We start from the raw sequence: 15224 nt of genomic DNA on the forward strand, positions 1-15224 counted from the left end.
CTAAATTCTCGGCTGTCCTATTTATAATCCAATTTTATAATCATATTCTTTCGCTTTATCCACTTTTGATTCAAATTCAATTTTTAAAAGCGGCCTGTAAGAAGGTTCGACCCTTTTTACGAAAGAAAATGATGCAATGGTGTCCATTATTTCGTCTATTTGTTCTCTATCACAATAAAGAACTACATATTTCATTTTTTTTGAAACATAATGAATGTTTCCAAATTTCCGCAAACTTTTTACATATTTTAAAGAATGCAGCCAAACAATAATTCCCTGTCTTTTTTCAAACATCCCGATTCTCCTTTTCCTTTGCTTCTAAACCCGTTTAAGCTGAACAGCCGCATGCTCCGCCTGATGCGCATCCACAGCTAGGCATCATTTCAAAATAAGGGTTTCCAGTCGGAACTTTAATGGCTGTTGAAACAGCTCGTCCGATATACATGCTGATTTCATCGAGAAGTTTTTGAATTTCTTTTTCCGCTTTTTTAAATGCAGCGACTTTATCATTTAAATCAAGTTCTCTTTTAATTTCCCTCATTTCGCTTTTAATTCGATTATAATCAGGATGATATTTGCCAAATCTCATGACATCCTCGTATTGCTCTTTTATTTTGACAAATTTTTGAATGATTGTTTGAGCTTCTTGATCATTTTGCAAATTATATAATGAACGCCGATATTCGATCGCAAGTTCTGATTCTGTTATCATTTTTGCTAAAGCTTCCGCTTCATCTAAAAGCAGAACGCTTTCCATTGACGTAACCATTAAGATCACACCTCCAATATTGATTGTAGCACGAACATCATCTTATTTACAACGCCTGCGTTTCTCATATATTTACAATCCATTCTTTTTTCAATTGATAGCTGGTTGAATCATTATATACTAATTCCAGGTTGATTGTGTGCCGCCCTTTAGACAATCCTTTTATAATAAATGCAGCAGAATAAATATCACTTTTTTTCTTTCCATCAATATATAATACGATATGACCTTCTCCTTCTTTTTTCGTGTTCCGTTCACCGTTAAATGTAAAATCAGGCACATAGCATTCTACATAAACGTTGTTTCCTTCTACATGATGACGAACTTGAAATTTTCTTATTTGGCTGTTCATCGTTTCAATGGCATTTCTGTCGGATTCATGAATTTCTGTCGGAACGATGCTGTCTTTTTTATTTCCTTCCGGTACCGGTTTTTCTGGGGAACAAGCCGCCATAACCGTGAGAAGCGTCAGCATTGCGAGCCATTTCATTTGCATAATCATTGATGCCTCCTTTTTCATATATTTTCAACACTTTATGTAAAAACATGTGCTTAAAAATAAAAAAGACGCTGACGCGTCATTCACAAATTCGGAAGCTGCTGAGTGCGGAATACAAACAAAAGCCCGTTTTTTTCATTCCATTAGGAAAAATGATTGCTTTCGTACAAACACATTTGAACCGTTAATTTTCGCGAAATGCTTGTAGCATCGCCAGCATCATCGACATCATTTGAATAGAATTCGAAAATTTTTCTATTTTATGCGGCAGAGTTAGATAATAGTCATTTGCCATGCTAATTTCCATTTTCTCAAGAAATTCAGGATGTCTAGTCAAGGTGCGGTACCAATATGGCTTTTCGCGAATGTATTGCTTTAAAAGGGGATTTTGTTGAATATATAAATACAAGTCCTTTCTCATTGTTATTAATCCTTTCTAAACGATAAGGGATGCGAATGATTTGGATCTGATTTGCGGCTGCTCTCGATCTCTTTTAAAAGATTTTGAATGGTTGAAATCGCATCATTCATTTTATATAAATGTTCGTTTACCGTCTCCACATCTAAATGCTGAAAAGTTTGTAAAATATTTTTCAGAAAGTCACCTTGTTGATGTTTACGGCTTTTCATACTGTTTGATCGGTATTTATTCCACAAAGGATCTTCCTCACCTAAAAGCTGCCAATCTTCATAAATCTCCTTCCATGTTTTCTTTTCTTTGCGGACTTCTTCTATTAATTTTGGATGTTTTTTAATAAATTGTTTAAACAATTCGAGTTTTGATAACGATTTTGTTTTCATGCGATCACCTCATAAACGTTTTTCTTATATTTAATATATCGATAACGGAAAAATTGGTGATAAAATGAAAAAGCGAGCCTCTTCATTTGGCCCGCTTTGCAATAAAATTTTGCGTATAAAATTTTTCATACACTCCTACCCCTATATGTGTGAACCGTTCATCAAGAAGCGTTTTTCGGTGTCCTTCACTATTCAGCCAGCCTTCGACCACGTCAATTCCATCCATATATCCATGCGCAATATTTTCACCAGCCATTTCAAAATGAACCCCAGCCGATGTCAAACGATCGGAAAGAGAGCCTCTCTCAGGCGACACATGAGAAAAATATCCTTTTTCACTCATTTCCTTGCTGTGGGAATAAGCGACTTTCGCTGTGCTTTCTTCCTGCTTAAGAGGACTTAAACCATTTATTGTTCGAATTACATTTGTTATGTCAACAATTTGTTGTTCTTCCCCGTATTCAATTTTCCGCTGCTCTTCCTCTGTTATAGGCTCTGCCTCTAAAAGCTCGCCTCTATATACAACTTCATATGGACGCTGTTTTACTAATGTTTGAACATCAAAAGCTCTAATGCTCGATAACGTTCCAGTGAATTTATCCATATACAACTGAACATAAAGATCATCATTCAAACGGACTGTCGGCCTGACATTCAGATCATCCTCCGACAGCTCGAACCGGTATGAGTTTAAACCAATATCTGCTGTGACAAATGAATTGGGAGCGACAATATGAAATACTTGGGTAGACGGCTGGCCAATTTGAAACGGATCTACATTTACTTCTTTTCCAATAGCAAAAACTGTAACGACCTTTCCGTTTAAAACACCGAATTGCTTGTATTGCTGCAAATCATCTCGGTATATCCACCATTCATAATCATATCTTGATGGATCAATCCGATCAGGTTTGCCAAAAGTTTTTAGTACTTCTTTGGAAGATCTTCCGACAAATGAGATAACTCCTTCCCCCACTTTTATTTCTTTGTCCGTTTTCTCTTGAAAATTTTGCTGTTCCGGAGGCAGTACTGGTTCCTTTTGAAAGGTGACATATACGATATATGTTAATGTAATAATTACAAATATCAATATAATTCTTGTAACTCTTTTCAGTTCAATTCCCCTCTTCTTTCTTTGTTTCTTATATATTCTGTTTTAAGTCATTTTAATCAAAAATGGGGAAATTTTGCAAACATTTCATGAAAAATTCACTTCTTTCATTTAAATGGTGTAGTTTTTGTCTTCTCATCATGTAAAACAACGTTCTGTTATAATGCCAACAACCTTTCCATCCTCAACAACCGGCAAATGATGAATATGATGAGCTGCAAGCATCTCAGCTGCGTCTTCTGCTGATGCATCAGGAGTGATCGTAACAACATCGTCGTTCATTACATCCGTAATTTTCGTAGAACCAGGACGTTTTTCTGCAATTCCTTTTGTCACAAGATCACGATCGGTTAAGATTCCTGCTAATTGATCATTTTCAACGATTAAAACGGCATCAGCATTTGACTCTTTCATTTTCACAGCCGCTTCAAACACATTATCTAACGGTGTGCAAAAAATACAATTTGTTGACATAATTTCCTTTACCTTTTTCAATGAGGACACCTCTTATGCTTTTTGATCTATTATGGGAAATTTCGATTTTCTTTATTCGCTCTCCATTTGAATACCGAATTTTATTTGAACATTGTGTAAATGCTATATATAACATTGCATGTTTTAATTATTCATACTATTATTAAACAGTAGAGAGAAATCAATTTTTTGTTCGAAGCGCTTAGGAGGGAAATACATATGAAATTTGAACAAATCGGCCTGGAAGGGCTGACGGTGGAATTGTCTCACCTTAAGGATGCGTTGTCAGAATTAGGTTTTATCCTTGCCGGCCAATGGGATTATGACCGTGTGACGTTTGACAAGAAATTTGAGCATAAGGGCGATGTTTTTTATTTAAGAGTACAAGGATATTGTATTGAAGGCGATGTGGGAGGCCGCTACGCACTTATTAAATTGCTAACTCCAATATTAGGGAAACATTATTATCCTCATGGTGTCGAATATGGAGAGGATGAACATTTTCCAGCTGTCATCGTTGAGTCGAGCGAAAAACTGTTAAAGCGGGCAAAAGAAGCGATTGAAAGCTTAACTGTTTGAAAAACTGCAGGCAAATAACCTGCAGTTTTTTTTTTATTTATTTGGTTCAGGAGACAAATTTTGCACATCGATGTCGTCTTTTTCTCTTTCTTTTTTCGCCCATTCAAAAAATACATGAGCTAAAAATGTTCCGTACACAAGCTCTTGGATCACTTTCATAATAATGCCGCCAAGCTGCTGATCCTCAAGCAGCGGCATTCCGCTAAACATTTGCGGGCCTGACAAAGACAACCCAGCCAACGTATCAGAAGGAACACATAAGCTTAAAGTCTTTACCCACGCCTCCGGATTCGAATATGTTTCAAACAGCGGCGCACCTGCAAAAATGATTAAACCGCAGGCTGGTGTGATTAAAACGCTGTTTCCTAAAATGTAGGCAATTTTTTTCAGACCCCCAATTGGATGCCAATTTGGACTTTTTCCAATCAATGGCCAATACATAAAAAAGGCAAAAACGAAAATAAAAGTAGTAGCCGCCTCATGATAAATATAATTTGATTTTAATGTATCGAAAATAAACGGCACGTGATACAAGGAAAAAAATAAATTAAACAAAATCATAGCCAATATCGGTTTAGTGAAAAATTTTACAACAGGTTTTATGACCGGCTTTTCCATAACAGCCTTCCATAACCATTCAGGAACGCCGATAATCAAAAGCGGTGCTACAATTAGAAACAAAATCGCCATTGAAGCCATATGACCTGTAAATGTAATGTGCCCGAGCAAATCAAGCGGGCTGCCTTTGCTGACATAAAGGAGAACGATTGCCAATATAAACACTAATTTTTGCTTTAAGCTGACCGGTTCAGAATTTTTAAAATAGTGACGAAGCGAATCGGTTAATAATAAGTAAAGCACAATTAAAATAACACAAAATATAAAAAACAGCGGACTCCACATAGCGCGAAAGCCAAATATATCTAAACTCAACTGAATCAATCCTTTCAATCATCGATCTAGTCGATTCCATTTCATTATACATGCTTTCCTTTTCTTTTTCCAATGAACGTTCTATGAATTTGCATTTCTTACAGCAAGCAGATTTATATTGCCTTAAAAAAAGAAGCAACCAGTTAAAACTGATTGCTTCCATAAAGAGTATTTTACCACCAGACAATTGTCATAAAGGCAAGAACCGTCAAAAATGTGACAAAAATACCTGACCATATGAAAAATTGTGGTCCTTCATGTCCTTTATGATTCATATGCATGAAATAATACAGCTGGAAAATGACTTGAATGCATGCAAGCAGTACAATAAATGGAACTTTCAACCATTCGTCGATTCCATCATATCCTACTGTAATAAAAGCTACAATCGTTAAAAAGATCATTAACGCAAAAGAAACGACTTGGTGCTTCATTTCTTCCGCATTTTTTTTGCGGCGAAACGCTAAATCAACTTTTGGGTTACGAGAATTTTCACTCACCATCGTTATCCCACCATTCCCATTAAGTATACAACTGTGAATATAAATACCCAAACAACGTCGATAAAGTGCCAATAAAGGCTTGCGACGTAATATTTAGGAGCGTTGTATAAGTTTAATCCGCGTTTTGCATTTCGAATCATCAGCGTTGTGATCCAGAGAAGCCCGAAGGCAACGTGTGCACCGTGTGTTCCTACTAGCGTGTAAAAGGCTGAACCAAGCGCACTGCTTGTCAACTTAAATTCAAATTCATGCATGTAATGATTAAATTCATAAATTTCCAAAATTAAGAACGCAAGACCTAATAAAACGGTGACTCCAAACCAGAACTGCATTTTGCCAAATTGAAAGTTTTTCATATGATAAATTGCATAGACGCTTGTCAAACTGCTTGTTAATAAAAGCATTGTCGCTACAAATACTAATTTGATGTCAAAGAGCTCCTGCGTTGAGGCCCCGCCAGCGGTGGAATCTCTCAACGCTAGAAACGTAGCAAACAACGTGGCAAACAATACTGTTTCGCCGCCTAAGAAAACCCAAAAACCAATAAACTTATTTTTCCCTTCGAGGGTGGCCTTTTCTGGCTGCTCAGGAAACGTTTCAGCCGTTAATTTTTCTTCTAAATGCATTATGCCTGAACCCCCCCATTATCATCTTTTAAAAGGTCTTCTTTATGAATATGGTATCCATGGTCATCAATAATCGAGCGTAAAAACATCGTACCGAACGTAATGATAAAGCCGATAATAGCAACCGGCACACCCCACGAATAGTCATTGTGGTACATGAGGCCGAAAGCGGCAATGAATAAGCCTATTGAAATAATAAAAGGCAAGATTGAAGAGTTCGGCATATGAATATCGCTTAGCGGTTCAGCAGGTGTTAAGCCTTTTTTGCCCTCCATTTTTTCAATCCATAAAGGATCTAATCCGCGAACAAGCGGAGTTTGTTTAAAGTTGTATTCAGGTGGAGGTGATGCAACTGCCCACTCTAGTGAACGTCCATCTTCCCAAGGATCTGCACCTACTTTTTCTCCCTTCACAGAAGTAACCACAACATTGATCAAGAGAACGACTACTGCTATCCCCATCAGAACCGCACCTATTGTACTGATCAAGTTTCCAGTATCAAAGCCTTGGCCTGATAAGAATGTGAACACGCGGCGCGGCATACCCATTAAACCAAGGAAATGCTGGATAAAGAACGTTAAATGGAAACCGATGAAAAATAATACAAATGTTATTTTACCAAGCGTCTCATTTAACATTTTTCCAAACATTTTTGGCCACCAATAATGGGCAGCAGCCAAAATAGCAAATACAACACCACCAACAATTACGTAGTGGAAGTGTGCAACAACAAAGTAAGTATCGTGGTATTGATAATCGGCTGGAGCAGCAGCGAGCATGACTCCAGTTACACCACCCATAACAAATGATGGAATAAAACCGACTGCATAAAGCATCGGTGTTGTAAAGCGGATGCTTCCGCCCCACATTGTAAAGAGCCAGTTAAACACTTTAATTCCTGTCGGCACACCAATTGTCATAGTTGCAACTGCAAAAATCGCATTGGCAATCGGACCAAGACCTGTTGTAAACATGTGGTGCGCCCACACCATGAATCCTAAAAATCCGATCAACACTGTTGCAAACACCATTGATGTGTACCCAAACAATCTTTTCCGAGCAAAAGTTGGAATAATTTCTGAAAAAATTCCGAATGCCGGCAAAACTAAAATGTAAACTTCAGGATGTCCAAAAATCCAGAAAATATGTTCATAAATGATCGTATTCCCGCCTAAAGCCGGATTGAAAAAGTTCCCGCCAAATAAACGGTCAAACATTAAAAGCGCAATTCCAACAGTCAGCGGTGGGAACGCAAACAAAATAAGTCCTGATGCTACAAAAGTAGTCCATGTAAACAATGGCATCCGCATGTATGTCATTCCGGGTGCACGCATATTAATAATCGTAACAAGAAAATTGATCCCGGAAATTAATGTTCCTAATCCGGAAATTTGCAAGCCAAGTATATAAAAGTCTACTCCATGTCCAGGAGAATTCAAGGCCACTGAAGCGTATGCCGTCCAGCCAGCATCAGGTGCCCCGCCTAAAAACCAGCTTAAATTTAAGAAAACACCGCCAAAGAAAAACAACCAAAAGCCTAAAGAATTCAAAAACGGAAACGCAACGTCACGAGCCCCAATTTGGAGTGGAACAACTGCGTTCATATATGCAAACAATAACGGCGTAGCTGCTAAAAATATCATCGTTGTACCGTGCATTGTCATCAATTCGTTAAACGTACCTGCACTGACAAAGTCATTTTCTGGAATGGCCAATTGAATACGCATCAAAAGCGCTTCAATTCCACCAATTACAAAAAAGAGTCCTCCAGCGATTAAATAAAGGATGGCAATCTTTTTATGGTCAACAGTTGTCAAATAGTCCCAAACCGTTGGCCAGAACCCTTTTTTCCGAGCTAACGTACTCACGATGTAACCTCCCTTTTATAATTAGTGAGCATTACTTTTCAACTGATAGGCTTTGTAAATAATCTGTTAATGCTTGAAGTTCTTCTTCAGTCAACTTACCGTATGTGCCTGTCATTGTGTTGCCAGGTTTATATTTTTCAGGATCTTTCAACCAGTTTTTAATATTTTCTTCATTGTGTTCCAAGATGCCGGCTACTCGTTCACGATCAGCAAAGTTAGCTAAGTTAGGTGCCGTTCGTGCTTGTTCAGGTCGGTTATCAGCTGGTGATACTGCATGGCAGCCGATACAGCCTTTATCTTTGAACACTTGTTCTCCCTGTTTTGCAGACGCTGTTTGAGCAACAGTTTCAGCTTTGAAATTTTTCATTTTATTAATCCAAGAATTAAATTCATCTCGGGAAACCGCCTTCACTTTAAAGTCCATCAATGCGTGAGATGGTCCGCATAATTCAGCACATTTCCCGTAAAAAATGTTTTCAGCTTCCTTCGCACGTTTTGAATCAATTTTTAACCAGAACTGGTTCTCATTATCTGTGTTTGTATCGATTTTACCACCAACTGGAGGAATCCAGAATGAGTGCTTCACATCTGATGCTTTTAAGTTAAAATAAACTTTTTCATCTGTCGGCAAGACTAAATCTTGGCTTGTAATGACTCCATAGCCAGGATATTCAAATTCCCACCAATACAAACTTGCTCTTACATTGACAACAAGAGGATCTTTTCCTCCATTTTTATCATCTGCCAACGCTTTTTTCATTGGGTCGGTATCCGCCAAATTAAAGGTGGAAGCAACTACCGGAACTGCCAATACAATCAGCAATAATATAGGAATAACAGTCCAAATGATTTCAAGCTTATGGCTTCCTTCCACTTGTACCGGAATTTTATCGCTTCCTTTCCGGCGGAATTTCATTAAGACATAAATAAAAATAATCGTTACGACTGCAACAACAATCACCATGATTGCCGTACTCAACATCATGAGCGAAAATTGTTCATCGGCAACTTCTCCAGCTGGAATCAGCGTGGAAATAAACGGTTCGCCGCAGCCTGACAATACGAGCGTCATGACTGAAAGTAGTAACAAAAGACGCCATTTCAGCTTTTTCATCGCTAAATCAAACCCCTCTTTCTTTGTTAAATCCTGTTCATAAAGAAAAAATGAAGAATTCCTTCTATGAATAAATTCTTATCTAGAAAGAATTACTACCGAACGTTAAATTATTGAAAAGGCAACCATAGCCACAAACAAAATGGTTAAATAGTTAATTGAATAGATAAACATCCACTTAGACCATTTTAAATCATTTTTCATTTTCAGTCCAATTAATGACAAAATCAACCAAATAATGTTCAATACAGTAGCCAAAACGATGAAGCCAATGCCTAGGCTAAACAAATAAAAAGGAAGGGGCAGCAAGCAGGCAACCCAAACAATGATTTGTCTTTTCGTCACCTCAAAGCCATGAACAACTGGAAGCATCGGAATTCCAGCTTTACGGTATTCTTCCGAACGCTTCATCGCAAGTGCCAAGAAATGAGGCGGCTGCCAAATAAACATGATTAGAAATAAAATCCATGCAATGATATTTAAATCATCAACTGCAGCCCATCCAATCAGCGGCGGAACAGCTCCAGCGATGCTGCCGACTACCGTATTGATCGTATATTGGCGTTTTGTCCACATCGTGTATAGCACTATGTAGGAAAACACGCCTAACAAACCAATGACGGCTGCGGAAACAGAAACCATTAGAAGCAAAATCGTTCCAATGGAAATGAAGCCGGTCCCCAGCAGCAATACTTGAAACGAGCTTATACGGCCCGTTACGGTTGGGCGTAATCTTGTTCTTTCCATTACATGGTCAATATCTCTGTCATAAAAATTGTTGATTGCGCAAGATCCAGCAATAATAGCTGCTGTTCCAAGCAATGTAAACACAACAATATCTATATTTTCAAGAAAACCTTTACCGCTGAAATATAATGCCAACCATATTCCGGTAAAAGTGGTGATTAAATTGGAGTTGACGATTCCGATTTTAATTAATGATAAAAAATCTTTCCAAGCGGAAGTTGCCACTTCTATTTCTTGCCGATCGTTTAAAACAACTTCGCCCCTTGTATTACCCAATTGAATGACCTCCTCTGGGACGGCCTCCTATCTGAGACCATTTAGCGTTTGCCTCTATCATATAAAAAAAACACGAGACAAAAAAGCATTCATATAGTATTAAACCATAATTCGTCAATTTTTTGTGTACATTTCGCGAATAAAGTTTGTCGAAATTGTGAAGCGGTTAAAAATAAAATATTTTCCGATTATAATAATAGTTGGTCGAACGTTTCGGCAAAATGCCTTCCCCATAATATTTCTAGCAAACTCCTTTTGAATATTCAAGCTTTTTCTGATTCTACAAGAAACTATTTGTTTCGAAGTTTGATGTTTCTATACCCATTATGGAGTTTCTTTCGGCTTTTTAAACTTATTAAAGATGTTAGAAGGTGAATGAGACATGCACTATTTATTAAAATGGCTTGGCGTCGTGACAACAATCGTCATGCTATTCGTTTTAATTGGCGGAGCACTCGTAACAAAAACAGGATCATCTCAAGGATGCGGCCGGTCTTGGCCGCTTTGCCACGGAAAAGTTCTTCCAGACCCTTTGACATTAGAAACAATCATTGAACTTTCACACCGACTTGTGAGCGGAATTGCAGGAATCCTTGTTTTATGTCTTGTTATTTGGGCTTGGAAAGCGATCGGGCATAAAAAAGAAACAAAGCTGCTTTGTTTTCTGGCCATCTTTTTTATTGTTTTGCAGGCGCTAATCGGTGCTGCAGCTGTCGTATGGGGGCAATCCGATGCCGTTCTTGCACTTCATTTTGGAATTTCCCTCATTTCATTTGCAGCTGTTTTGCTGCTTACTCTGCTGATTTTTGAAGTTGATAAAAAATTTGACGCAGATAATGCTGTCATTGGGAAAAAAATGCGATTTCATATTTATGGCATTATTACTTACAGTTATATTGTCATTTACACAGGTGCATATGTTCGGCATAAAGGCGCAAGTCTAGCTTGTCCAAGCATTCCTTTTTGCAGCGAAAATCGCTTGTTCCCGCAAACCGTCCATGAATGGGTGCAAATGGGCCACCGCTTTGCAGCAGGCTTGCTGTTTATTTGGATTGCGGTTGCCACTATTCATGCGATAAAACATTATAAAGATCAAAAAGTGATGTATTGGGGTTGGATTATAGCTTTCATTCTCATTCTTCTCCAAGCATTATCCGGCATATCCGTGATCTTGTCTGATTTAAATCTTTATCTTGCCTTGGCACATGCTTTATTTATTTCCTGCTTGTTCGGGCTGTTGTGCTATTTTGTTCTTCTTGCAGGCCGGGCAAAAGCTTCGAATGATTAAAAGGCTCTGTCTAAAGCCTTTAGAATTGATGATGGCGGAAATCGGCGAAAGAGCTGATATCCGCCATCTTTTATTTTTTTTTAAGAATGTGGGATGTCATTTTAAAAATCGAAACAATTTTTCCCTGATTGACGATGGAAAGTTTTCCAAACGAATCTTTTAATCAAGACTGTAAATGTCTTTATATTTCTTTTCTAAATACTGAATAAAATATGCCGGATTCAACGATTCGCCAGTCGCATCCTTTAATATTTCCAGCGGTTTTTTCATTTTGCCATATAGATGAACATGTTTTGTCAGCCAGCTTTGAATTTGCTGAAATTCTCCGTTTTCAATAAGTTCTTCAACATTCGAAAGATCCTGCTCCATTTTTTGCATCAATTGCGTTGCATACATATATCCTAAAGCATATGAAGGGAAATAGCCAAAGCTTCCTCCCGCCCAATGAACATCTTGAAGCACCCCGTTTCCATCATGATCTGGAGCAATACCTAAATATTCGCTATATTTATCATTCCAAACTTTTGGAAGATCAGACACATCCAAATTTCCTTCAAACAGCAATTTTTCTATTTCATAGCGTACAATGATATGAAGACAATATGTCAATTCATCTGCTTCAATACGGATCAGCGATGGTTTAACTTCATTGATCGCTCTGTAAAAATCATTTAAAGAAACCCCAGTAAATTGGTTTGGAGCATACGTTTTAAGTTGGTTGTAATATCGCTTCCAGAAATGATAGTTTCGCCCAATTAAATTTTCATAAAATAATGATTGAGATTCATGAATCCCCATTGAAGCGCCGTCAGCAAGAGGAGTTCCTTCCAGTTCTTCATTTATGTTTTGCTCATAAATCGCATGTCCGGCTTCATGAATGGTTCCGAAAACGGCCGTTCGAAAATCTGTTTCATCATACTTTGTTGTAATTCGAACATCTCCCCGGTTCATTCGAATTTCAAAAGGATGGACGGTTTCATCAAGGCGGCCGGCATCAAAATTGTAGCCTATTTCCTTTAAAATATATTCGGAAAACTTTCGCTGTTTTTCTTTCGGAAACGGTTTGTGCAAAAACGAAACGTCGATTTTTTTTGATGATTCTACAATTTGTTGTACTAATGGGACGATATGTTTTTTTAGCTCTGCAAAAACCTTGTCAAGCGTCTCCACAGTTATTCCTGGTTCATACAAATGAAGGAGCGTATTATATTTATGTCCCTTATAGCCCCAATAGGAAATAAACTTTTTATTGAATTCTATTAATTTTTCTAAATAAGGAGCAAACTGATTGAAATCTGCATTTGCTTTCGCTTCTTCCCAAACTGATTCGCTTTTTGATTGGAGAATGACATATTCTTTATATTCCTCTTTCGGAATCTTAATGTTTTTTTCATACTCCTCTCTGCATTCCTGAAGAGCTTTCTTTGTCACCGAAGAGAGATTGTCATAAACATGTTTTTCTGTTAATTCATCAAGAAACTCTTTCATAGTATCTGAAACGGACATCTGGAACCACTCTTCAGAAAGAATGCCGATTGTTTCAGCTCGCCGCTCCAATCCATTTTTCGGCGCACCCGTCCGTAAATCCCAATACATTAAATTTAATGCTTCTTCATAGCTTTCCATTTTCTTTAAGTAATCGAAAAATTTTTGTTCTTTTTCTTTTAAGCCCATTTTGATCATCCCCTTCTTCCAATTGAAAATATATTTCAGCTCGGTTTGACAGGCAACGCTTTTACGACCTCCGAAACAATATTTTCTCCCTCATCTTTGCTGATAAAAATCGTTATAGTACCATGGTCATCTTTCGTGCGAAGGAGGCGTCCAACCCCTTGCTTCAGCCGCAGTATCATATACGGAAGATCCACTTCATAAAAAGGATCTGTTGCGGATTTTCGTTTCGCATCAAATACAGGATCATCCGGCGGGAATGGAAGCGACCAAATGATCACATGTTCAAGCGACGGTCCTGGAACGTCAAGCCCCTCCCATAAATGCACAGCGCACAAAACGGTTTCCGGATCTCTTTCAAAACATGCCACTAATTCGCTGATTTCATAATCTCCTTCAAATAAACATGAATGCCAAAAGCTTGGTAAATGTTTTTTTAAGAAAAGCAGCTCCTCTTTCGTTCTGCATAAAATTAACGTGCGCCCTTTGTTTGATTTTATGACAGATTCCGTCCAGTTCAATTTTTCCTCGCTCGTACCTTTTTTTACAAACACTTTCATATTTTTTTCATAGTCAAAAGGAGAGGAAACGGAGAATGATAGATAATCTTTTATACCAAGGCTATTCGCTAAATAAGCAAACGATCCGTTTTGATCCGATAAAGTGGCTGATGAAAAGATATAAGGTATTTTATGAGAAAACACTTTTTCTTTTAAAATATCTTCTATCCTTTGCGGCATGATCACAAAAGAAGATGACGCGCCGTTTTGTTCAAGCCAGGTAATTGTGTTGTCAAATTGTAAAAACAAGCGAAAAGAAAATTCCATTTGATCAAGGTATTCTTCCACAATCTTTAAGCTATATTCATCAATGGTATATAGTTCACTTTCAAAAACTAAAGCTTCAGACAGCTGATTCAATCGTTCATACAAATTTCCGGCCGCTTCTAACAAATCGTCTGTTCTCGTGATTGTCAACCGATTGGAGCCTTCCTTTTGATGTGCACTTTTAAACAGCATATGAAAAAAATGATCGTTCGCTAAAAGCGCTTCTTCGACCATTTCTGCAAGTTGTTCACGAATGTTGTTCTTTAAAATTTTTTCTAAATATGCTGCTAGCGTTTCTTTTTTCACTTGATACGTAAGTGCCTTTTGAGCCGCAAATTCTAATAAATGGCCTTCATCAAACACGACGCAACTGTGCTCTGGGAGAAGCGGGAGCTGTCCTTCACGTTTCCGGGATTCTTTCGTCCAAATATGCTCCATATAAAAATCATGGGAGCAAACGATTAAATCCTTCGCCTTCCGATAATAATCGCGGGAAAGAATTAAGCCGCACCGATGTCTTTTGCTGCATGACAAACAGTTTTTAAAAGGATCCCAGCTGATTTTTTCCCATTTTTCATCGGAAAAAAACGGGTATTGCTTCCGGTCTCCATAATGATAGTAAGATTGCAATCCGCTCTGATCATGCACGAATTCAGGGAGAGATTCATAAAGATCAAAAAAGTCCTCATCATCGTCCATTCCAAGCAAATCCTCAAGCTTGTCCAAACATAAATATTGGTTCATCGATTTTGCCAATCGCACATCCACTTTTAGACCTAGAGCTTCTTCAAGCTTTTTTATATCCCCTTGTTTTTTGACAAGCTGTTCAATTAGAGCTTCGTCCGCACAGGCAATGACGGCAGGTCTTCCGGTATATCGCGCATATGCAATCGCATAAAGCAAATAAACAATCGTTTTTCCTGTCCCTACTCCCGCTTCCGCAAACATAACTTTCTTTTCTTTAAAAGCTCTGTCAAGCTGGAAAGCCATAAAAATTTGTTCGTCGCGCAATTCAAAGCCTTTTTCAGGCAAAATATCATACAGAACATCACCGATCCATTTGTTTAACGCTTCATAAAAACTTTCATTTTTTGTCAGCGGGAAAGGTAAACCTTGAAACATCATGACTCCAACCTCC

General features: G+C 37.9%; 17 protein-coding genes. 2 read left to right on the forward strand and 15 right to left on the reverse strand.

Going from position 1 to position 15224, the window contains the following annotated elements; genetic code table 11:
• Window positions 1-21 precede the first annotated feature (21 nt).
• The 7 genes from NSQ84_RS10960 to NSQ84_RS10990 all read right to left on the reverse strand — a co-directional run bounded on the left by NSQ84_RS10960 (window position 22) and on the right by NSQ84_RS10990 (window position 3675).
• The gene (locus NSQ84_RS10960) at window positions 22-294 is read right to left on the reverse strand and encodes a YlbG family protein (protein WP_063388517.1); all 273 of its coding nucleotides are present in this window, start codon (window positions 292-294) and stop codon (window positions 22-24) included.
• A gap of 34 nt (window positions 295-328) precedes the next feature.
• Entirely contained in the window at window positions 329-769 is a 441-nt protein-coding gene (locus tag NSQ84_RS10965) for a YlbF family regulator (protein ID WP_063388518.1), read from the reverse strand.
• 64 nt (window positions 770-833) lie between these two features.
• Window positions 834-1271 (reverse strand): hypothetical protein, encoded by a 438-nt coding sequence (locus tag NSQ84_RS10970; RefSeq protein WP_063388519.1) that lies wholly within the window; start codon window positions 1269-1271, stop codon window positions 834-836.
• Window positions 1272-1452: 181 nt separating this feature from the next.
• Window positions 1453-1689: a YlbE-like family protein gene (locus tag NSQ84_RS10975; protein WP_063388520.1), complete on the reverse strand. Its 237-nt coding sequence runs from the start codon at window positions 1687-1689 to the stop codon at window positions 1453-1455.
• 5 nt (window positions 1690-1694) lie between these two features.
• Window positions 1695-2069, reverse strand: a complete 375-nt coding sequence (ylbD, locus tag NSQ84_RS10980) for a spore coat protein YlbD (RefSeq protein WP_063388521.1) — start codon at window positions 2067-2069, stop codon at window positions 1695-1697.
• Window positions 2070-2151: 82 nt separating this feature from the next.
• Window positions 2152-3183, reverse strand: a complete 1032-nt coding sequence (locus tag NSQ84_RS10985; RefSeq protein WP_066251847.1) for a CAP domain-containing protein — start codon at window positions 3181-3183, stop codon at window positions 2152-2154.
• A gap of 135 nt (window positions 3184-3318) precedes the next feature.
• Entirely contained in the window at window positions 3319-3675 is a 357-nt protein-coding gene (locus NSQ84_RS10990; protein ID WP_133309191.1) for a CBS domain-containing protein, read from the reverse strand.
• A 198-nt stretch (window positions 3676-3873) separates the two neighbouring features.
• Here NSQ84_RS10990 and NSQ84_RS10995 point away from each other — a divergent pair, with 198 nt between their 5' ends.
• Entirely contained in the window at window positions 3874-4233 is a 360-nt protein-coding gene (locus NSQ84_RS10995; protein WP_063388524.1) for a YugN family protein, read from the forward strand.
• A 33-nt stretch (window positions 4234-4266) separates the two neighbouring features.
• Here NSQ84_RS10995 and ctaG read toward each other — a convergent pair whose 3' ends face one another.
• The 6 genes from ctaG to cyoE form a co-directional block, all read right to left on the reverse strand.
• Window positions 4267-5172 (reverse strand): cytochrome c oxidase assembly factor CtaG, encoded by a 906-nt coding sequence (gene ctaG / locus NSQ84_RS11000; protein ID WP_186439338.1) that lies wholly within the window; start codon window positions 5170-5172, stop codon window positions 4267-4269.
• A 167-nt stretch (window positions 5173-5339) separates the two neighbouring features.
• Window positions 5340-5669 (reverse strand): cytochrome c oxidase subunit IVB, encoded by a 330-nt coding sequence (gene ctaF / locus NSQ84_RS11005; protein ID WP_063388526.1) that lies wholly within the window; start codon window positions 5667-5669, stop codon window positions 5340-5342.
• Window positions 5670-5671: 2 nt separating this feature from the next.
• Window positions 5672-6295: a cytochrome c oxidase subunit III gene (gene ctaE, locus NSQ84_RS11010; protein ID WP_066251850.1), complete on the reverse strand. Its 624-nt coding sequence runs from the start codon at window positions 6293-6295 to the stop codon at window positions 5672-5674.
• The gene (ctaD, locus tag NSQ84_RS11015; protein ID WP_063388528.1) at window positions 6295-8163 is read right to left on the reverse strand and encodes a cytochrome c oxidase subunit I; all 1869 of its coding nucleotides are present in this window, start codon (window positions 8161-8163) and stop codon (window positions 6295-6297) included. Before ctaD ends, ctaE begins: the two co-directional genes overlap by 1 nt.
• Before the next feature lie 31 nt (window positions 8164-8194).
• A complete protein-coding gene (gene coxB / locus NSQ84_RS11020) occupies window positions 8195-9277 on the reverse strand; it encodes a cytochrome c oxidase subunit II (protein WP_063388529.1) in 1083 nt (360 codons plus the stop codon).
• Window positions 9278-9382: 105 nt separating this feature from the next.
• Window positions 9383-10255, reverse strand: coding sequence for a heme o synthase (gene cyoE / locus NSQ84_RS11025; protein ID WP_232515768.1), 873 nt, complete (start codon window positions 10253-10255; stop codon window positions 9383-9385).
• A 427-nt stretch (window positions 10256-10682) separates the two neighbouring features.
• Here cyoE and NSQ84_RS11030 point away from each other — a divergent pair, with 427 nt between their 5' ends.
• Complete coding sequence (locus NSQ84_RS11030; protein WP_063388531.1) at window positions 10683-11588, forward strand: heme A synthase; 906 nt, start codon at window positions 10683-10685, stop codon at window positions 11586-11588.
• A 159-nt stretch (window positions 11589-11747) separates the two neighbouring features.
• On the opposite strand, the gene NSQ84_RS11035 is transcribed toward NSQ84_RS11030, so the two are convergent.
• On the reverse strand, window positions 11748-13271 hold the full coding sequence (locus tag NSQ84_RS11035; RefSeq protein WP_066251852.1) for a carboxypeptidase M32: 1524 nt from the start codon (window positions 13269-13271) through the stop codon (window positions 11748-11750).
• A gap of 26 nt (window positions 13272-13297) precedes the next feature.
• Window positions 13298-15208: an ATP-dependent DNA helicase gene (locus NSQ84_RS11040; RefSeq protein ID WP_133309196.1), complete on the reverse strand. Its 1911-nt coding sequence runs from the start codon at window positions 15206-15208 to the stop codon at window positions 13298-13300.
• Between the last annotated feature and the right edge of the window lie 16 nt (window positions 15209-15224).

The sequence above is a fragment of the Aeribacillus sp. FSL K6-3256 genome, from assembly GCF_037965805.1.
Lineage (GTDB): Bacteria > Bacillota > Bacilli > Bacillales > Aeribacillaceae > Aeribacillus > Aeribacillus composti.